Annotated in this window: 9 protein-coding genes; 3 read left to right on the top strand and 6 right to left on the bottom strand. The window is 73.9% G+C overall.

Features of this window, described 5'->3' with window-relative positions:
- The first annotated feature begins 83 nt into the window (after positions 1-83).
- Complete coding sequence (locus tag ACH34S_RS22300; RefSeq protein WP_395954667.1) at positions 84-1,415, top strand: acyltransferase family protein; 1,332 nt, start codon at positions 84-86, stop codon at positions 1,413-1,415.
- 3 nt (positions 1,416-1,418) lie between these two features.
- On the opposite strand, the gene ACH34S_RS22295 is transcribed toward ACH34S_RS22300, so the two are convergent.
- The 6 genes from ACH34S_RS22295 to ACH34S_RS22270 form a co-directional block, all read right to left on the bottom strand.
- A complete protein-coding gene (locus tag ACH34S_RS22295) occupies positions 1,419-2,315 on the bottom strand; it encodes an alpha/beta hydrolase-fold protein (protein WP_395954666.1) in 897 nt (298 codons plus the stop codon).
- A 10-nt stretch (positions 2,316-2,325) separates the two neighbouring features.
- A complete protein-coding gene (locus ACH34S_RS22290; RefSeq protein WP_395954665.1) occupies positions 2,326-3,273 on the bottom strand; it encodes a DMT family transporter in 948 nt (315 codons plus the stop codon).
- A 443-nt stretch (positions 3,274-3,716) separates the two neighbouring features.
- Positions 3,717-3,914 carry an MbtH family protein gene (locus tag ACH34S_RS22285; protein WP_395954664.1) on the bottom strand — a complete coding sequence of 66 codons (198 nt, stop codon included), beginning with the start codon at positions 3,912-3,914 and terminating at the stop codon, positions 3,717-3,719.
- Position 3,915: 1 nt separating this feature from the next.
- Positions 3,916-5,220 (bottom strand): lysine N(6)-hydroxylase/L-ornithine N(5)-oxygenase family protein, encoded by a 1,305-nt coding sequence (locus ACH34S_RS22280; RefSeq protein ID WP_395954663.1) that lies wholly within the window; start codon positions 5,218-5,220, stop codon positions 3,916-3,918.
- A gap of 25 nt (positions 5,221-5,245) precedes the next feature.
- Positions 5,246-6,241, bottom strand: coding sequence for an iron-siderophore ABC transporter substrate-binding protein (locus ACH34S_RS22275; RefSeq protein ID WP_395954662.1), 996 nt, complete (start codon positions 6,239-6,241; stop codon positions 5,246-5,248).
- 85 nt (positions 6,242-6,326) lie between these two features.
- Positions 6,327-18,248 (bottom strand): amino acid adenylation domain-containing protein, encoded by an 11,922-nt coding sequence (locus ACH34S_RS22270; protein WP_395954660.1) that lies wholly within the window; start codon positions 18,246-18,248, stop codon positions 6,327-6,329.
- 125 nt (positions 18,249-18,373) lie between these two features.
- Between ACH34S_RS22270 and ACH34S_RS22265 the strand changes: the two genes are divergently transcribed.
- Entirely contained in the window at positions 18,374-19,696 is a 1,323-nt protein-coding gene (locus ACH34S_RS22265) for a salicylate synthase (protein WP_395954659.1), read from the top strand.
- Positions 19,697-19,770: 74 nt separating this feature from the next.
- The gene (locus ACH34S_RS22260) at positions 19,771-20,112 is read left to right on the top strand and encodes a DUF5713 family protein (RefSeq protein ID WP_395954658.1); all 342 of its coding nucleotides are present in this window, start codon (positions 19,771-19,773) and stop codon (positions 20,110-20,112) included.
- Positions 20,113-20,136: the final 24 nt, after the last annotated feature.

Raw genomic sequence — 20,136 nt, 5'->3', positions numbered from 1 at the left:
AGTCAGCCGCCGGTGCACCGAGTTAAGAAAAATGTCATTCGCCGGTTAGAGAACGCGTCCGCGCCGCCCCTAGGGTGTCCCGGATGCCGACGAACACCCTCACCCCGCCGCGAACCCGGCTCGGCACCCGTCCCGACCGGGCACGCCGGATGGAGTGGCTGGACGCCCTGCGCGGCCTCGCGGCGCTCGTGGTGGTGTTCGAGCACTCCCTGGACGTGCTGCTGCCGGAGGTCCGCGCCACGGCGAGCCCGTGGTTCGACTTCGGCCGCTACGGCGTGTTCGTGTTCTTCCTGGTCAGCGGGTATGTGGTGCCGTTCTCGCTGGAGCGGCGCGGGAGCGTCCGGCATTTCTGGGCGGGGCGGTTCTTCCGGCTGTACCCGGCCTGGTGCGTGTCGCTGGCGCTCGCGCTGCTGCTCGGCGCGGCCGGGATGTCCTACGGGCTGCCCGCCGCGCTCGGCGAGCGTCCGTGGGCGTCCGCCCTCGCGCACATGACCATGCTGCAAGACCTTCTGGGCGTGCCGAACGCCGTCAACGTCTACTGGACCCTCTCCTACGAGATGGTCTTCTACCTGCTGGTGACGGCGATGTTCGTCGCGGGGGTGCATCGCTCCAGCGCGCGGGTCGCGCTGGGGTTCGGGGTGGGCGCGGCGATCCTGGGCGTCGCGCTGCCGTCGGGCCTGCTGGCGTCCCGGTGGCCGGGCGGGACGATCCTCGCCGCCGCGCTGTTCCTGGCCGTCGGGCTCGCGGCGATGGTCAGCCGCCGCCGCGCGGTGCGCCGGACGGGCGTCGCGGTCGTGGCGGCGCTGGCGCTCGGGCTGCTCGTCCTGGACAGCCGCATCGGCGCCATCGAGAGCCTCTGCATCATCGCCACGATGTTCGCCGGGACCGCCGTCCGGGGCATCCAGGACGGCCGGCTGCGCACCTGGCCCGCCGTCGCGATGGTCGCGGTCGTCCCCGCCTTCACGCTGGTGGCGGGCCTGCGCAGCCCGACCGCCCTCGCGCTCAACGCCAACCCGGAGCCGCTCGGGATCGACTGGACCATCGCCGTGGCGGCGGCGTGGCTGACGTTCCTCGGCGGGCTCGCGCTGCGGAACCGCCCGATGCCCCGCGCGCTGGTGTGGTCGGGGCTGGTCAGCTACTCGCTGTACCTGCTGCATCCGCTGGTCATCCAGGCGATCTGGCACGCCGCCGGGCGCGACCCGGGCGAGCTGCCGGGCCAGATCCGGCTGATCTGGGGAATGGTGCTGGTCGTGGCCGTCCTCGGCGCCGCGGCCGTGGCGCACCGCTATGTCGAGCTCCCGGCGCAGCGGCTCGGGCGGCGCCTGACCGCGCGGCCCCGTCCCCCTGCGGACGACACCCCGCGCCGAGACCCGGGCGATGAACCCGGTACCGAAAGCGTGCGCGTTCTCGCCTGACCGTCAGCGGGCCGCGAGCTGGTGCCCGAGGAAGGCGAGCTGCGGGCGCAGGAGGCGCTGCCAGTAGGCCACGTCGTGGCATCCGCCGCTCATCGAGCCCTCCGGGCGGACCCGGTCGCGGAACCGGCGCACCGCCTTCGCGAACGGGTCGCTGTTCCCGCAGTCGACCCTCAGCGGGACGCCCTTGAACGCCGCCGGCGAGGCGAAGACGTCGTTGCGCTCGAAGTCGGTGCGGCCGTCGAACGCGCGCCGGTTGACCGAGCGCGCGTCCTCGTAGGAGGAGAACAGCGCCGGGGACGCGGCGACGACCGCGGCCGTCCGCGCGGCGCCGAGCCGGCGGGTGAGGCCGAGCGCGCCGTAGCCGCCCATCGACCAGCCGATGGCGCCGATCCGGTCGGTGCGGGCGCCGCGGGCGCCAAGGCGCGGCAGCAGCTCGTCGGTGATCATCCCGAGGGGGTCGTCGCCGTCCGCGCGTGGATGCCAGTAGGAGTCCTTGCCGCCGTCGACGGCGACGAGCGCGAACGGCGGGACGCCGCCGTTCGCGACGGCGTCCGGCAGGTAGTGGTGCAGGTTGAGGCTCGCCACGAGGGACGTCGCCGTGTGGCCGGTGCCGTGCAGGGCGACCACGACCGGCAGCCCGCGCAGGGAGCGGCCGTCGGCGGGCGGCACGATGGCGGCGGTGACGGCGGTCCGGCGGCGCGCGGACCGCCAGGTCATGAACTCGATCCTGACGGGCCGGGGCGGCGGCTCCGGGACGTTCCCGCACCGGCCGAGCGCGCGGTCGAGACGGACCCTGCCGGGCAGGACCTCGTGCTGGACCAGCGCGTACCCGGCCCCGCCCAGCGCCGCGGCGGCCCCGAGACCCCCGGCCCCGCCGAGCAGCGCACGTCTGGTGATCACTGCGGTTCCCTCATGCCGACGCGGTCTCTCTCCGTGCGGCCGCCGCGGACCGGGAGAGCAGGGCGACACCCGCGGTCAGGAGCATGGCAGTGAACGATACGGCAACGAACGCCGATACCGTCCGCGGCGGCAGGGTGTGGAAGGCGAGCACCGCCACCAGGTAGGACGCGATGGGGTTGGTCATCGTCATCGCCGTCATCGCCGCGGGCAGCGACCCGGCGGCGAACGCCCGCTGCTCGATGACGAGCCCGAGCAGCGTGCTGCCGGCGAGGGCGTAGCCGGGCCAGTCCACGGCGGTCGCGGCGACGCCGCGGTCGACGAGGGCGGCGGTGGTGAGCTTGATCAGCACCGCGGTCGCGGCGAAGCAGAGGCCCGCGCAGACGCCGAGCAGCGCGGCCCGCACCGGTCCCCTGCGCAGCCACGCCGCCCGGGACAGCACGATGATCAGCGGGGCGGCGATCAGCCCGGCGATGAACAGCCGCGGCCGGGACGGCTCGCCCTCGGGCGGGATCGCGCCCGGCACGGTGAACAGGACGGCGAGGCCCGCCGACACGGCGATGCCGCCGAGCAGGTCAGTCCGGGCGGGGCGGCGGCCGGTGCCGACCGTGCCGAGCAGGATGGTGAAGACGAGCTGGGTGACCAGCAGCGGCTGGACGATCGCGGTCGAGCCGAAGTGCAGCGCGGTGGCCTGCGCCGCGAACCCGGCCAGGTTCACGCCCCAGCCGGTCAGCCACACCGGGTCGCGGAGCAGCCGGCGGATCAGCCCCTGCGCGGCGGTGGCGTCCGAGCCGCCGCGCACGGCGCGCCTGGCCGCGCGGTACTGCAGCGCGGCGGCCCCGGCGAACAGGAACGCGGCGAGCAGGCTGAAGCCGACCGACCAGGCCATCTCCCCGGACCACACCGGTCCGAGCCCGCCGGCGGCCCCCGCGCCGGCCGTGTCCGATCCGGACCGGGTCACAGCGCCTCCCGCCTCGTCCGTCACTCCCGCCCGTCACCGATCATCTTCCCCATCATCGGTGGTGACGATCAGGCGCGGGGCCGCGAAAGCGGCGAAGGAAAAGGAGTGAAGGGAGGCGAGGGGGCAGGCCGGGGGCCTCAGGCCGTCCCGGGCGGGAGGTTCGGACCGGCGGGCTGGACGGTCCCGCGGCGTCCGCCCCGGCACCGCGGGACCGTCCAGCCCGCCGGCTGCGTTCGACCCCGCCGAGCGGGCCCCCCTCCTGCACGGCCCGCCGGCGGCGTCGCTCTCCGCTCCCAACTCCTACAGCGCCGGCCCGCCGCGAAATGTCACACGACGGGCCGGAATAGTGGTCTACCTGGGAGGATGCCGCCGCACGGCTTCCGCGGGACCAGTGCGCGGCGCGCCCCCGCGCGCCGCGGGCGTCAGGTGGTGCGGCGCGAGCGTCAGGTGGTGAGGCTCCGCGGGCGGAGGTCGGTCCAGCTCGCGGTGACGTGGTCGAGGCATTCGGCCCTGGGCGCGGGCCCGAAGGTGATCGTCCAGCCGGCGGGGACGTCGGCGAACTCGGGCCACAGGGAGTGCTGGCCCTCGTCGTTGACGAGGACGAGGAACGTGCCGTCGGGGTCGTCGAACGGGTTGGTCATCTCAGGCCTCCTGGGCTACGGGGACGGAGCGGCGGGCGATGGAGCGGACGATCTCCCCGGTCCGCACGGCCGTCATGGAAAGCAGCGACGACGCGATGCCGTGGCTGTGCTCGGTGGCTCCTTGCAGGTAGACGCCCCAGCGCGGGCCGGGCTCGGTGGCGAGCCGGTAGTCGCGCTCCACCACGGGGCGCCCGTCCGGGCCGGTCCGGCAGTGCGGCCCCGCCTCGCCGAGCAGGTCGAACGGGTCGCGCTCGCGATAGCCGGTGGCGTAGACGATCGCGTCGGCGGCCAGGTCGGCCATCTCGCCGGTCGGCAGGAACCGGACCCGCGCCCGCACTCCCCCGGGCTCCTCCCGGACGTCGGCGATGCGCGAGACGTTCAGGATGCGGAGCCGTTCGGCGCCCGCGACCTTCTCGGCGTAGGAGCGCCGGTACAGCTCGTCGATGAGGTCGAGGTCCACGACGGAGTAGTTGGTGTTGCGCGAGTAGTCGAACAGCATCCGCTTCACGTCGTCGGGCGCGGTGTAGTAGTGGTCGACGGCCTCGGGGTCGAAGATGCGGTTGGCGAACGAGCTGTCGTCGGCGGGCGAGTACCCGTAGCGGGTGAACACGGCGCACACTTCGGCGTCCGCGAAGGTGCGGTGCAGGTACTCGACGGCCTCGGCGGCGCTCTGTCCCGCGCCGACGACGACGAGCCGCTTCGGGGCCCAGCCCGGCCGTTCGGCGAGGCGGGTGAGCAGGTCCTCGGTGTGCCAGATCCGCTCGCCGGACCGGACGCCCTCCGGCAGGACGGGCTCCAGCCCGGCGCCGACGACGACGTTGCGGGTCAGGTGCGTCTCCAGCTCGTCGTCGCGCCGCACGACGACTTCGAGGGTGTCGTCGTCGCGCGGGCGCAGGGCGACCACTTCGGAGCGGTAGCGGACCCGGTCGGCGAACGCGGCGGCCGTCCATTCGAGGTAGTCGTGGAACTCCACCCGGGTCGGGAACATCGTCTTGTGGTTGACGAAGTCGACGAGGCGGCCCCTGGCGTGCAGGTACGCCAGGAACGAGTACGGGCTGGCGGGGTTGCGCAGCGTCACCAGGTCCTTGAGGAAGTGGACCTGCATGGTGGCGCCGTCAATGAGCATGCCCCGGTGCCAGCCGAACTCCGGCTGCTTCTCGAAGAACACGGCGTCCGCGGGCGCGCCGTCCCCGCCGCCCGCGCCGTTGGCGCGGGCGGTGCGGGCCGCTTCGTCGAGCGCGACGGCGAGCGCCAGGTTGGACGGGCCGAACCCGATGCCCACCACGTCATGGACGGGGGTCTGCATGCGCTCCTCCGGCATCTGGCGGGCCTCAGGCGGGCTTGGCCGCGGCGGCCTTGGCGATCTTCGGCACGATCTGCTCGATGACGTACGGGACGGCCAGCGGGGTCGGGGTGCGCAGCGGCCAGAACGACTTCAGGTCGAGCGCCACGTACGAGCCGCGTTTGACGACGGCGAGGTCGGCGAACAGCTTGTTGCCCTCGATCTTCTTCTGCGTGGCCGGGTCGTCGTTGTAGTGGCTGAGCAGGACGTCCACGTCCAGGACGGAGACCTTCTCCATGCTCAGCTCCGCGGCGAAGCCCTCGCCCGGCAGCTTCTTCAGGGGCTCGGGCAGCACCATGCCGAACTGGCTGAGCAGCTTGACGCTGGTGTCGGTGGGGGCCTTCATCACGCCGATGTTCCCGTTCGGGAACACGCTGGTGAACGCGAACTCGGTGCCGTTGAGCTCGGGGTGCGCGGACTTGACCGCGGCGATCTTCTTCTCGACGTCGGCGACGAGCGCCGTCCCGGCCTCGGTGCGGCCGACGGCCTTGGCGACCTGGAGGGTGATCTGCTGCCAGGTGTCCTCGGCGGGCCCGGACTGGTAGGCGACTGTCGGGGCCAGCTTGGAGAGCTTGTCGTAGCCCTTGTCGATGTAGAAGTCGCCGGCGGCGAGGATGAGGTCGGGACGCAGCGCCGCGACCTCCTCCAGGTTGAACCCGGCCTCCCCGGCCTTGAGCAGCTTCGGCTTCTCACCGGTCAGCTTCGGAGCGGTCCAGGGGGTGAGGCCGTCGGGCTGGATGCCGGTCAGCTCCGCCATGGCGACGGGCTTGACGCCGAGGGCGAGCAGCGCGTCCTGGTCGATCTCGCCGAGGGCGACGATCCGCTTCGGCGCGGACTCGATCTTCGCGGTGCCGAGCTTGTGGGTGATCGTGACCGGGAACGCCCCGGCGCCCGCCTTGGCGCCCGAGGCGTCGTCCGCGGGTTCGTCGTCGCCGCACGCGGCGGCCATGCCCAGGGTCAGGACGAGCGCGGCGGTAACCGCCATTCGCCGCATTATGGTGCGCATTGAGGGACCGGTGTCCTTCCAGAATTCCAGGGGGTGATCGAGCGAAATCTTAGGTTAGGCTCACCTAACCATGCAATGGGTGTGCCCGTATGAGCCCCCTCACCGTCGGCGCGGTCAATAGGGCCGCGATCTTCACGGATTCGCATCCGGGCTCTTTCCTGATCCGCCGGACGAGTTTCATCGCGAGCAGCGAGTGGCCGCCGAGATCGAAGAAGTCGTCCTCCGGGCCGACCTCGGGGACGCCGAGCTCTTCGGCGAAGATGCGGCACAGGACCGCCTCCCGGTCGTCGCCGCCGCCGTCCCGGGCCGCGGTCCCGTCCGGGTCCGGGGCCGTCAGCGTCCGGGCGGCGGGCGTCCGCGGGGCGGGCAGCGCGCTCACCTTCACGCCGGGGTCGGCGGCGACGGCGTCCAGCAGCGCGATGAGCCCGTCGGCCAGCGCGGCGACCGTGCCCTCGTCGAACATGTCGGCGGAGTAGTCGACGATCAGCCGCAGGTCGTCCGCGCCCTCGCGGAAGATGAAGTCCAGGTCGAACTTCGCCGCGCCCGGCCCGAACAGCGCCTCCTGCTGCTCCAGGCCGGGGAAGCGCACGTCCCCTGCGCCCTGGTTCTCGTAGCCGACCATCACCTGGAACAGCGGGTTGCGTCCGGGCACGCGGCGCGGGCGAAGCGCCTCCACGACCGCCTCGAACGGCAGGTCCTGGTGGGCGAGCCCGGCGAGGTCGGCCTCCCGGACGCGGCCGAGCAGCTCCCCGAACGACGGGTCGCCGGACACGTCCGCGCGCAGCACGAGCGTGTTGACGAAGAAGCCGACGAGGTCCCGGGTGGCCTGCTCGGTGCGCCCGGCGACGGGGCTGCCGAGCGGGACGTCGTCGCCCGCGCCCGCACGGTGCAGCAGCGCGGCGACGGCGGACTGGCAGACCATGAACATGCTGGCGTTCGCGTCGCGCGCGACCTGGCGCAGCCGCCGCGTGAGGCCGGGCGGGAAGCCGGCGGTCAGCGTTCCGCCGCGCTGCCCGGCGGTGCCGGGACGCGGCCGGTCCGCCGGCAGCGGGATCTCCTCGGGGAGGCCGGCGAGGGCCCGCGCCCAGTGGTCGAGCTGCCGGGCGTGGACGCTGCCGGGGTCGAGCGGGTCGCCGAGCAGCTCGCGCTGCCAGAGGGCGTGGTCGGCGTACTGGACGGGCGGCGGCTCCCAGCCGGGGGCGCGGCCGTCCAGCCGCGCGGTGTAGGCCTCGGCGACGTCGCGCGCGAACGGCCCGAACGACCACTCGTCGAACGCGATGTGGTGGAACACGGCGAGCAGCAGATGCCGCCGCTCCCCTTCGGGGAACACCGCGACCCGCAGCGGGATGTCCTTGGCGAGGTCGAACGGCCGGGCGATGACGTCCTCGGGCGCGCAGGTCGCGACCTCCAGGACCGGGCGCGCCTCGTCCGGGGGAAGGATCCGCTGGTAGGGGACGCCGTCGTGCTCGCCGAAGACGGTGCGCAGGCTCTCGTGCCGGGCGATGACGTCGCCGATCGCCGCCTCGAGCGCGGCGCGGTCGAGGTCGCCGCGCAGCCGGACGGCGAGCGGCAGGTGGTAGGCGCCGCGCGGCCCGTCGTCCTCGCGGAGCAGCTGGTCGAGCATCCACAGGCGGGCCTGGGCGGACGACAGCGGAAGCCGCTCGGGCCGCTCCCTCGGTCCCAGGACGGGCCGGTCCCGCGCGGCGGCGCCGCGGTGCACGCGCTCGGCCAGCTCCGCGACGGTCGGCGCCTCGAACAGCTCGCGGATCGCCAGCTCCGCGCCGAGCGCCGCGCGGACGCGCCCGACGAGCCGCGTCGCGAGCAGCGAGTGGCCGCCGAGGTCGAAGAAGCCGTCGTCGACGCCGACGCCGGGGGCGTCCAGGATCTCGGCGAACAGCGTGCACAGGACCCGTTCGACGGGGGTGCGCGGCGGCCGTCCCGCCCGGCGCGGGCCGTCCCGCCCCGGGTCGGGGAGGGCGCGCCGGTCGAGCTTGCCGTTCACGGTCAGCGGCAGCGCGTCCAGCGTCATGATCGCGCTCGGCACCATGTAGCCGGGCAGCCTTCCCTTGAGCGATTCCCTGACGCGGGCCGCCAGCACGCCGTGGTCGCGGGCGGCGACCGGGTTGTTGGCGTAGGACGCGGGGACGCGTCCGGGCGCGGCGGCCAGGTTGGCGGCGCCGCCGCCGAACACCGCGTCGTAGCATCCGATCTGGTCAGAGGGGGTGAGCACCACGTCCGGGTACCGCGCGTACAGGCTTTCCGGCTCGACGCCTTCGGGCGGCGCGGCGAGGGCCGCGCGGGCCTCGTCCGGCGACGCCCCGTCGCGCAGCAGCCGCAGCGCCGCGACCTCGCCCGACAGCCTGGGGTCGGGGATGCGCCGCACCCGGAGGGGCCCCGTCGGCCTGCCGTCCAGGGTCTCCGGACCGCTCCAGTCGATGACGGGGGCGTCCGGGAGGGCGGGCTCGTCCTTCCACAGGACGACGTCGTAGCGGTGCCGGGTCAGCTCGTTGTGCTTCGTGCCGCGCTTGGCCAGGACGTCGACCCGCGCCGCCCCGTCCAGGGCGGTGAAGAACGCGGGGTCGAGCAGCATCTCCTTCTCCATGCGGACGGCACGTTCCACCGCCTTCAGGTCGCCGCCGCGGCCGAGCTGGACCGCGGCGTGCAGGCACGCCACCGTCCGCAGGTCGCGGACGTCGCCGATGAACAGCGCCCCGCCGGGCGCGAGCAGCCGCATCGCCTTGGTGACGACGTCCTGGAGGTAGGCGGGCCCAGGGAAGTGCTGCGTCACCGAGTTGATGACGATCGTGTCGAAGTGGTTCTCGGGCAGGCCGGTGGTGTCGTGCGCCGGCCGGCAGCTCAGCCGCACAGGCGAGTCGCTCCCGAGGTCGTGCTGCAGCTTGGCGATGACGGGCGCGGAGAAGTCGGTGCCCCAGAACTCCTCGACCTCGGGTGCGATGCGGGTGAGGATGAGCCCGGCGCCGACGCCGATCTCCAGGACGCGGCGGGGGCGGAGCCCGCGGATGCGGTCGAGCGTCGTCGCGCGCCATTCGCGCATGTGGTCCAGCGGGATCGGTGCGCCGTCGTAGCTGCTGTTCCAGCCGGCGAACTCCTCGGCGTGCACGACGGTGCCGATCTCGGTGTACTCGGCGTCGTAGATCTGGCGCCATTCGGCGAGCTGCTCGGCCACCGCGCCCTCGCGCGTCCCGTCCGGGACGATGTACCCGATCAGGCGCTTGACGCCGGGCACGCCGGTGGGGGCGGCGACGACCGCGGCCTGCCCGACGCCGGGCTCGGCCGCCAGGGCGTTCTCGATCTCGGCGGGCTCGACCCGGTAGCCGCGGATCTTGACCTGGTCGTCGGTGCGGCCGAGGAAGTCGATGTTCCCGTCCGCGCGGACCCGGACGAGGTCGCCCGTCCGGTACATGCGGGCGCCCGGCGGCCCCGACGGGTCGGCGACGAACCGCTCGGCGGTGAGGTCCGGACGGCCGAGGTAGCCGCGCGCCAGCCCCGCGCCCGCCAGGTACAGCTCGCCGGGCGCGCCTGGTGGGACGGGCCGCAGCGCGCCGTCCAGGACGTGGCCGCGCGTGTTCCAGATCGGCTTCCCGACGGTCGGGGTGGCGCTGTCGGTGGTGCCGCCGCCGAGCGCGTTGATCGTGTACTCGGTCGGCCCGTACAGGTTGTAGCCGAGGACGCCGTCGGCCTGCGCGAGCCGGTCCCACACCGAGGCGGGGACGGCCTCGCCGCCGAGAAGGACGAGCGGCGGCCGGTGCTCGCCGTCGAGTAGACCTTCGTCAAGCAGCTGCTGTGCGTAGGTCGGGGTCACGTTGATGACGTCGACGCGGTGCTCGGCCAGGTAGGCGGTGAGCGCTTCGGCGTCGCGGCGCAGGTCCTCGTCACAGACGTGCACCTCGTGGCCCTCGATGAGCCAGAGCAGCTCCTCCCACGACATGTCGAAGGAGAAGGACACGGTGTGCGCGATGCGGAGGCGGCGCCCCGCGGACTCCACGACGGGGTCGAAGATGTTGGCGCGGTGGTTGTACTGCATGTTGGTCAGGCCGCGATACGGGGTGACCACGCCCTTGGGACGTCCGGTGGAGCCCGAGGTGTAGATGACGTAGGCGGGATGGTCGAGGCGGCCGGGGGTGCCGGGGGCGAAGCCGGGCAGCTCGTCCGGGGTGAGGGCGGTGCCGGGGAGGGCGGCGAGCGTGCGCGCCGTGTCGGGGTCGTCCAGCGCGAGGGTCACGCCGGGGTGCGTCAGGCCTGAGGCGATGTCGCGGTGCGAGACGAGGCACGCGGGTGCGGCGTCGTCGAGCATGACGTCGAGCCGGTCGGCCGGATAGTCGAGTTCGAGGGGCAGGTAGGCGGCGCCCGTGCGCAGGACGGCGAACAGCGCGACGACCATCTGCGCGGACCGCGGCAGCGCCAGCGCGACGATCCGTTCCGGGCCCGCGCCGTGCGCGAGCAGCAGCCGCGCGAGGCGGTTGATCTCGGCGTCCAGCTCGCCGTAGGTGAGCCGGACGTCCGGCAGCGAGACCAGGGCCAGGTCACCGGGCCGTTCCGCCGCGCGCGCGGCGAGCAGCTCGGCCACCGTCTCCTCCGGGACGTGGTGCGTCGTCTGGTCGCGGTCGCGGCGCAGGCGGTCGTGCTCGTCTGGGAGGAGCAGGTCGAGGCGCTGGTAGAGCGTTTCCGGTGCTTCCGCGAGCGTCCGCAGTACCTGCACGTACCGGTCGGTGATGCGCTCGGCCTCGGCCTGGGTGAACGCGTCGCCCCGGTACATCACGCGCAGCCCGGCGCCCGGCTCGACCACCATGGTGAGCGGGTAGTGGGCGGCGTCGCGGATCTCGCGCCCGAGGACGCGCAGTGCGCCGTCCGGGCCGAAGTCGCGGCCGGTGGGCATGCCGGGGAAGTTCTGGAAGACGAACAGCGTGTCGAAGAGCGTGCCGAGGCCGGTGGCGCGCTGGATCTCGCCGAGCGCGACGAAGGAGTGGTCGAACAGGTCCAGCTGGGCGGCCTGGACGCGGTCGAGCACGGTCGTCAGCGCGTCCGCCGGCCCGGCCTGGACGCGGACGGGAACGGTGTTGAACAGGAGGCCGACCATCGCCTCGACGCCGTCCACGTCGGGGTGGCGGCCGGACACCGATTCGCCGAAGACGACGTCGTCGCGTCCGGTGAGGCCCATCAGGACCAGGCCCCACGCCGCCTTGAACACGGTGCCGGGCGTGACGCCGCGGTCGTGGGCGACGGCGTCCAGGCGCTCGGGGATCCCCGGCGGCAGCGCGCGGTGCAGCTCCGCCGCGGCGGCGCGTTCCGCCGGCCGGTCGACCAGGTCGGGGCGGACGAGCACCGGCTCGTCGAACCCGCCCAGAGCGCGCCGCCACGCCGCCACGGCGGCGCCGGTGTCACGGCCGGTCACCCAGTCCAGGAACGTGCGGAACGACGGGACCTGGCGGGCCGCCGCGGCGGCGGGGTCGGTGTAGGAGTCGAGCAGCGCGGCGACGAGGAGGCCGCCGGACCAGGCGTCCAGCAGGATCAGCTCGGAGGTGAGGATCAGGCGGTGGTCGTCGTCCGCGACGGTGGCGAGCGCGAACCGGATCAGCGGCGGCCGGCCCGGGTCGAACGGCTCGGCGCGCTGCGCGTCGATGAACGCGTCGAGGTCTTCCGGGGCGACGCGGGCGTGCGTCCAGGGGGTGTCGAAGTTCGCCGGGACGAACTGGACGGTGCGGTCGCCGTCCGTCCGGAACCCGGCCCGGAGGTTGGGGTACTTCTCCAGGACGGCGCGCACCGCGTCCGCCATCCGTGCCGGGTCGACCGGCCCGGACAGCGTCACCACGGCCTGCTGCACGTAGATGTCGTGGCCTTCCCCGGCCATCATCAGGTGGAAGAGGAGCCCTTCCTGGAGCGGCGAGAGCGGCAGCTCCCCCGTCTGCTCAGCGGCCTGCGACGGGGCGGCGACGGCGGGCGCGGCCGTCCGGGCCAGGGCCTCGACGGTGCGTTGCTTGAACACGTCGCGGACGGTGAGGGACAGCCCGGCGCGGCGGGCGCGGGCGACGAGGAGCGCGGCGCTGATGCTGTCGCCGCCGGTGCGGAAGAAGTCGTCGCCGGCGCCGACGGCGTCGCGTCCGAGGACGGTCGCGGCGAGCCGGGCGAGGACGCGTTCGGGCTCGGTGGCGGGCGCCCGTCCGGCGGCGGGGCGTCCCGGCTCGGGCAGCGCGCGCCGGTCGACCTTGCCGTTCGGGTTGAGGGGCAGCGCGTCCAGCACGACCAGCTCGGCCGGGACGAGGTAGCCGGGCAGCAGCGCGCGGAGCCGGTCGAGGAGGTTCTCGGCGTCGACGTCCCCGGTGACATAGCCGACGAGCCGTGACCCGTGCGCGGCGACGGCGGCCCGCCGGACCCCGGGCTGGGCGGCGAGCGCGGCCTCGACCTCGCCCGGCTCGATCCGGAAGCCGCGGATCTTGAGCTGCTCGTCGGCGCGGCCGAGGAAGTCGAGCCCGCCGTCCGGGCGGCGCCGCACGCGGTCGCCGGTCCGGTAGAGGCGGGAGCCGGGCGGCCCGAACGGGTCCGCGACGAACCGCTCGGCGGTGCGGCCCGGGTCGCCGAGGTAGCCGCGGGCGAGCCCGTCGCCCGCCAGGTACAGCTCGCCGACGGGGACCTCGCGGAGCGCGGAGTCCAGGACGTGCGCGCGGGTGTTGGCGATGGGGAACAGCCCGCCGCCCTCGTCGATGAGGCTGTCCCCCGCCGCCTCGGAGCAGCCGTAGAGGTTGACGAGCCGGGCCGGAACGCGCTCGGCGAGCGCCGCGGGCAGCGCCTCCCCGCTGCTGATCCACGTGGTGACCGAGGACGGCAGCCCGTTGTCGACCAGCGCGGCCAGCAGGCTCGGGACGAGCGTGACGAGCCGCGCGCCGTGCCGCTCGATGAGTTCGGCGAGCGCGACGGCGTCGGTGGCGGTCGCGTCGTCGGCGATGACGACCGTGTCCCCGGCGACGAGTCCGCCGAGCAGCTCGGTCGTGCCGTCGATGAACGCGGGCGAGCTCTTCGCGACGCGGATGCCGCCACCGGGCCCGGCGAGGTCTGCGCCCCAGGCGAGCCGGTTCGCGAGGGCGCGCTGCGTGCCCGCGACGGCCTTCGGTGTCCCGGTCGAGCCGGAGGTGAAGATGACGTACGACGGGTGCTCTGGGTGCAGGTCGGGCCGTTCGCGGGGCGGCGCGTCCAGGGGCGGCTCGTCCCGGCCGAGGACGAGGAGGGGGCGGACGGCGTCCAGCATCGCCTCCACGCGCGCGGGCGGATACGACAGGTCGATCGGCAGATACGCGGCGCCCGTCTTGAGGACGGCGAGCAGCGCGACCGCGAACTCGTCCGAGCGCGGCAGCGCCAGCGCCACGACCTGCTCGGGCCCGGCCCCGGCGGCGGCGAGCCGGTCGGCGAGCGCCTCCGCGCGGCGGTCGAGGTCGGCGTAGGTCAGGGCGGTGTCGCCGAAGATCACGGCGGTAGCGGCGGGCGTCCGCGCGACCTGCTCCTCGATGAGCGCGGCGACCGTCCGCACGGGGAACTCGCACGCCGTGTCGGGGTGCTCGACGGGTGCGCCCAGCGACGACAGTCTCCGGTGCGGGTCGGCGGTGACCTGGGTGAGGAGGTCGTCGAGCCCGTCCAGAAGCCGCTGGATGGTCGCGGCGTCGAAGAGGTCGGTGGCGTAGGCGGCGAACCCTTCGATCTCGTCGTCGCCTTCGGCGAAGTACACGTCGAGGTCGAACTTGACGCCGCCGGTCTCCGGCAGGAACGGCTCCGCGCGGACGCCCGGCAGCGCGAGGCGCACGTCGTCCAGCCGCTGGTGGACGATCATCACCTGGAACAGCGGGCTGCGGGCCAGGGAGCGTTCGGGCGCGAGCCGGTCCACGACCCGCTCGAACGGGACGTCGGCGTGGGAGAACGCGGCGAGGTCGGCGGCGCGGACCCGGTCGAGCAGCTCGGCGAACGTCGGGTCGCCGGACAGGTCGGTGCGCAGCACGAGCGGGTTGACGAACACGCCGACCAGGTCGGCGAGGTCCTCGTCGGCGCGTCCCGCGATGGGCGACCCGACGGCGACGTCGTCGCCCGCGCCGGACCGCTGGAGCAGCGCGGCGACGGCGGCGTGCAGCACCATGAACACGCTGGTCCCGGTGTCGCGGGCGAGCCGCCGCGCCCCGGCGGCGGGGAGCCGGAACGGGACGAGCCCGCCGCGGTGGCTCGCCTCCGCCGGACGCGGCCGGTCGAACGGCAGGACGGTCTCCTCCGGCAGCCCGGCCAGGGCCTCCTCCCAGTAGTCGAGCTGCGCGGACACGTCGGGCGCGCCGTCGCGCTGCCAGGCCGCGTAGTCGGCGTACTGGACGGGCAGCGGCTCCCAGCCGGGCGCGCGCCCGTCCCGCCGGGCCTCGTAGGCGCGCGCGAGATCGGCGAGCAGCGGTGTGAACGACCATTCGTCGGCGGCGGCGTGGTGCAGGAGGAGGATCAGCGACCAGTCCTCGTCGCCGTTCCGGATGAGGCTGCCGCGGATCGGGAGGTCGCGGCCGATGTCGAAGACGTGGCGGGTGGCCTCCCCTTCGGTGGCCGCGACGGTGAGGTGCACGGGGACGTCCGGTTCCAGGATGCGCTGGACGGGCAGCCCGTCCGGCCCCTCGACGAGCAGCGTGCGGAGCGCCTCGTGGCGGGCGACGACGTCGGCGAACGCGGCGTCGAGCGCGGTCTCGTCCAGCGGGCCGCGGAGCCGGAGGCCGAGTGGCAGCGCGTAGGAGGAGGACGGGCCGCGCAGCCGTTCCTCCAGCCACAGCCCGCGCTGCGCCGCCGACGCCGGGACGATCTCGGGCCGCGCGACGTCGCGGACGCGCACCGTCTCCGCCGTGACCAGCCGGGGCGCGAGCGCGGCGACGGTCGGCGCCTCGAACACGTCCGCGATGGACAGCGACCCGCCGAGGACCGCGCGGGCCTTGGCCGCCACTCGCGTGGCCAGCAGCGAGTGCCCGCCGAGCGCGAAGAAGTCGTCGTCGATGCCGATCCCGTCGACGCCGAGCAGCTCGGCGAAGATCGCGCAGAGCGCGGCCTCGCGGGGGTCGCGCGGGGCCCGTCCCGAGACCCCACCGGCCAGCGGGGCCTCGGGGGCGGGGAGCGCGGCGCGGTCGAGCTTGCCGTTGACGGTGCGGGGCAGCGCGTCCAGGGCGACGAGCGCGGACGGCACCATGTACTCGGGCAGCGCCCGCGCGAGCGCATCGCGCAGTGAAGCCTCGTCAACGGCGCCCTCGGGCACGTAGTACCCGATGAGCCTGTCGTCGCGGACCACGACGGCGGCCTGCGCGATGCCCGGCCGGGCCGCGAGCACCGCCTGCGCCTCCGCCGGTTCGATCCGGAACCCGCGGATCTTCACCTGGTCGTCGGTGCGGCCCAGGTACTCGATCGACCCGTCGCGGGCACGCCGCGCGAGGTCGCCCGTCCGGTACATGCGGGACCCGGGCGGACCGAACGGGTCGGCGGCGAACCGCTCCGCGGTCAGGTCGGGGCGGCCGGCGTAGCCGCGGGCGAGCTGCGCCCCCGCCAGGTACAGCTCGCCGGGAACGCCCGGCGGGACGGGACGCAGCGCCGCGTCCAGCACGTACGCCCGCGTGTTCCAGAACGGCCCGCCGATGCCGGACGCGGGCAGATCCGCGGACGTCGCCCAGACCGTCGCCTCCGTCGGCCCGTACATGTTGGTGGCGAGCGACGCCGACGCCTCCAGCGACTCGGCGAGGTCGGCGGGCAGCGCCTCCCCGCCGACGAGGACCCGCAGCCCCTTCAGCGCGGCCGGGTCGAGCGTGCCGAGCAGCGACGGGGTGCCCTGGACGGCGGTCGCGTCCGCCAGCAGCACGGCGAGCGCGGCCGGGTCGCGGACGTCCTTCCGCCCGGCGAGCACGACGGCCGCGCCGCTGATCAGCGGCGCGAACAGCTCCAGCGCCGCGATGTCGAACGCGATGGTCGTGACCGCGACGAGCCGGTCGGCGGCACCGAGGTTCAGCTGCGAGCGCGTCGCCAGCAGGAAGTTCGTGAGCGCACCGTGCGGGACGGCCACGCCTTTGGGGCGTCCGGTCGAGCCGGAGGTGTAGATGACGTAGGCGAGGTCGTCTTTCCGCGCCCGGTAGGACGGCACCGCCGGGACGTCCTCCAGCGGGCCGTCGAGCACGAGGAGGCTCGCGGTGCCGGGAAGCAGGTTCGCGGTCTCGGCCGTGACGATGGCGCAGAGGGGCCGGGCGTCGTCCAGCATGTAGGCGAGCCGGTCGGCCGGATGGTCGAGGTCGAGCGGCAGATAGGCGGCTCCCGACTTCAAGACGCCCAGCAGCGCGACAACGAGATCAGGCGTGCGCGGCAGCGCCAGCGCGACGACGGCCTCCGGCCCGGCACCCCGCGCCCTCAGGTGTGCGGCGAGCGCCGACGAGCGTGCGTCCAGCTCGGCATACGTGAGGGACCGGTCTCCCGCCTCAACGGCAGTGGCATCCGGGGTGCGCGCGGCCTGCTCCTCGAACAACGCGACGACATCGGTGTCCGGCAGGTCTCGACCGGTGGCGTTGGCGCGTTCGATCAGCGCGCGCTCGCCCGCGTCCATGAGCTCGAGCGCGCCGATCGGGCGGTCGGGATCGGCGAGCGCGTCCCCGAGGAGCGTCTCCAGGTGCCCGAGCAGCGCGTCGATGCGCGCGTCGTCGAACAGCTCGCGGCGGAACGTCGCCTCGACCGTCATGCCCTGCGGCCGGACGAACGCCTCCAGCGACAGGTCGAAGTGCGTGGTGCCGTTGTGGACGTGCGTCCAGCTCGACACGACGCCGGGCAGGTCCAGCTCGCCGATCTCCTGGGCGAGGAACAGCAGCATCGTGTCGAAGAACGCCGACCGCCCGCGCCCCCGCGCCGGTCGGAGTTCCTGCACGATGCGGTCGTAGGGCAGCGACTGGTGCGCGAAGCCTCCGGTGACCGTCCGGCCGACCCGGTGCAGCGCCTCCCGGAACGTCGGCGCGCCGGACAGGTCGGTCCGCATCACCAGCGTGTTGCCGAAGTTGCCGACGAGCCGCTCGACCTCCGCGTGCTCCCGGTTCATCACCGCCGACCCGATCGCCACATCGACGGCGCCCGTGTACCGGTGGAGCAGGACGGCGTATCCGGCCAGCATCACCATGTACGGGGTGAGGTTCTCCTCGGCGGCGAGCTTCCGCATCCCCTCGGTCACGGCGTCGTCGAAGCGCCGCGCCCGCCGCCCGCCGCGCTCGGACACGGCGGCGCCCCGCGCATGGTCGGCGGGCAGATCGAGCGGCGCCGGCGGTGGGTCGAGCCGCTCGCGCCAGTAGGCGAGGGCGTCCTCGTCGAGAGGGCGCCGCTGCTCCCATTCGGCGTAGTCGGCGTACTGGACGTCCAGCGGCGGCAGCCCGTCCGGCTCCCCCGTCACGGCCGCGCGGTAGAGGGCCGACAGGTCGCGCGACAGGGAGCCCCACGTCATGCCGTCCCACGCGATGTGGTGCACGACGAGGACCAGGGCGTGCTGGTCGTCGCCGTCCAGCTTCAGCAGTTCGAGCCGGATGGGCCGCTCACGCTCCAGCTCGAACGGCACGGCCGCCAGCTCCGCGGCCCGCGCGCCGGCATCCGCGCAGGCGACCGGCGTCAGCTCCAGCGCGTCGTCGTCGGTGACGACCTGCACGGGACCGTCGCCCGCGTCCGAGTACACCGAGCGCAGGACCGCGTGCCGCCGGATCAGCCCGCGCAGGGCCTCCCGCAGCGCACCCGCGTCGAGCGTCCCCGACATGCGGATCAGCAGGCAGACGTTGTAGGCGGGACTGTCCGGGAACGAGCGATGATGGAGCCACATGCTCTGCTGCGCGTAGGACAGGGGCGCCGGCCCGTCCGATCCCCGGGGGGCGAGTCCGGCGGTGTCCGGGCCGAGCCCGGCCTCCGCCATCATCCGCCGCATCAGCTCGCGTCGTCGTGCCGTCGTCGTCTGCTCGTGCACGCTCAACTCTCCGTCGTCGGCTTCGCTCGGCCTGGGTTAGGTTAGCCTTGCCTACTAAATTCTTACAAGGTTAGCCTTACCTAAGTTTGGGACCGTTCCCGGCCCGCGAAAGGGAGTTGGCTGCCTTGTCCTTCGCTGTGCGCACTGACACGATCCCCGCCGAGCTGGTCGTCGAGTACACCTCGGACCCGCTCGCGCTGATGGCCCGGCTGTCGGCATCGGGGCTGTACGGCGACTACGTCGTCTACGAGAGATCCGGATCGTGGACGTTCGCCGGCGGGCTGCTCGGCGAGGTCGTCCTCGACGCCGACCGGGTGCACGCCCACTGGCCCGGCCGCCCCCCGGTCACCAGGACCTGGACGGAGGGACGCCCCGCCGACGCGCTGCGCGAGGCGTTCGCCGACGTCCCCCTTCCGGCCTGGAACGCCTACGGCTGGATCGCGTTCGAGTTCGCCGCGTCCTCCCCCCGGGGACGGCTCGCGCACCTGATCGTCCCCCGCGTCGAGGTCCGCGCCGCGGACGGCCGCGCCCACATCACGGCCGTCGACGCACAGGAGGCCGAACAGGTCGCCAAGCTGCTCCTGGCCGAGACCACGGAGGACTCCCCCACCCCCGGCACGCCCTCACCGGTCGACGTCCGGGTCGGCGACGGCCCGTACCGCGCGCAGGTCGCCGACGCCGTCGCCGAGATCAAGGCCGGCCGCTACCAGAAGGTGATCGTCTCGCGGCGGCTGGAGGTGCCCTATCCCGTCGACATCGTCTCGACGTTCGTCCGTGGCCGCCGCGCGAACACCCCGGCGCGCTCGTTCCTGCTCGACATGGGCGGCTTCCAGGCCACCGGCTTCAGCCCCGAGGTCCTGGTGAGCGTGGACGCCGCCGGACACGTCCTGACCCAGCCCCTGGCCGGCACCCGCGCGTTCGGCCTCGGCACCGACGCCGACGCCCGCGGCCGCCGCGACCTGGAGACGGACCCGAAGGAGATCTACGAGCACGCCGTGTCCGTCCACACGTCCCAGCGCGAGCTGTACCGGGTGTGCGACCCGGAGACCGTCCAGGTGCGCGGGTTCATGACGGTCAAGGAGCGCGGCAGCGTGCAGCACCTCGGCTCCACCGTCACCGGCGTCCTCGCCCCCGGCTGCACGGCATGGGACGCCCTGGACGCCCTGTTCCCCGGCGTCACCGCGTCCGGCATCCCGAAGCCCGCCGCGATCGAGGCGATCACCCGCCTGGACAAGCACCGCGGCCTGTACTCCGGAGCCGTCCTCACGGTCTCCCACGACGGCGCGCTCGACTCGGCGCTCGTCCTCCGCGCCCTCTACAACCGCGACGGCCAGGCCTGGCTCCGCGCGGGCGCCGGAATCGTCGGCGCGTCCACCCCCGAACGCGAATACGAGGAGACCTGCGAAAAACTGACCAGCATCGCCCCTCACGTCGTCCCGCTCCCCTAAGGCCGGACTCCGCTGTCGGTGGCCCCGAATACGATCGGCGCCCTCAGCCCGCACCAAGGCTCAGGAGGACTGCCATGCCGCTGACCAACCAGAAGGTGCTAGCGCACGAGTTCCTCAAGGGAATGTACGACGACGGCTACTTCCCCGATCACCTCGTCGACAAGGGAAAAGCCATCCTGCTGAGATTGTGCGAACAGATCGAAACGGACCCACCGAACAGCCTTGAAGCCCTCTACCAGCTGACACACGCCGCGACCGAGGAATTCAACGACCTGGAGGAGGAATTCCTCGAAGCCGACAGCGAGCTAGAGACGGTAGCGCGCGAACTCATCGCAGAGGAGTTCTGGTTCATCGCCACCACCTACGGCTTCTCCGAAGCCGATATGGAGGAACTCGTCGCCACCCGAGACTGGTGACACCGGGCGTCCTCATGCCGGGGG

It is taken from the genome of Actinomadura sp. 3N508 (assembly GCF_044326375.1).
Classification (GTDB): domain Bacteria; phylum Actinomycetota; class Actinomycetes; order Streptosporangiales; family Streptosporangiaceae; genus Spirillospora.
Note: the sequence above shows the minus strand (reverse complement) of the source record. Positions and strands in the feature narration are given on the sequence as shown.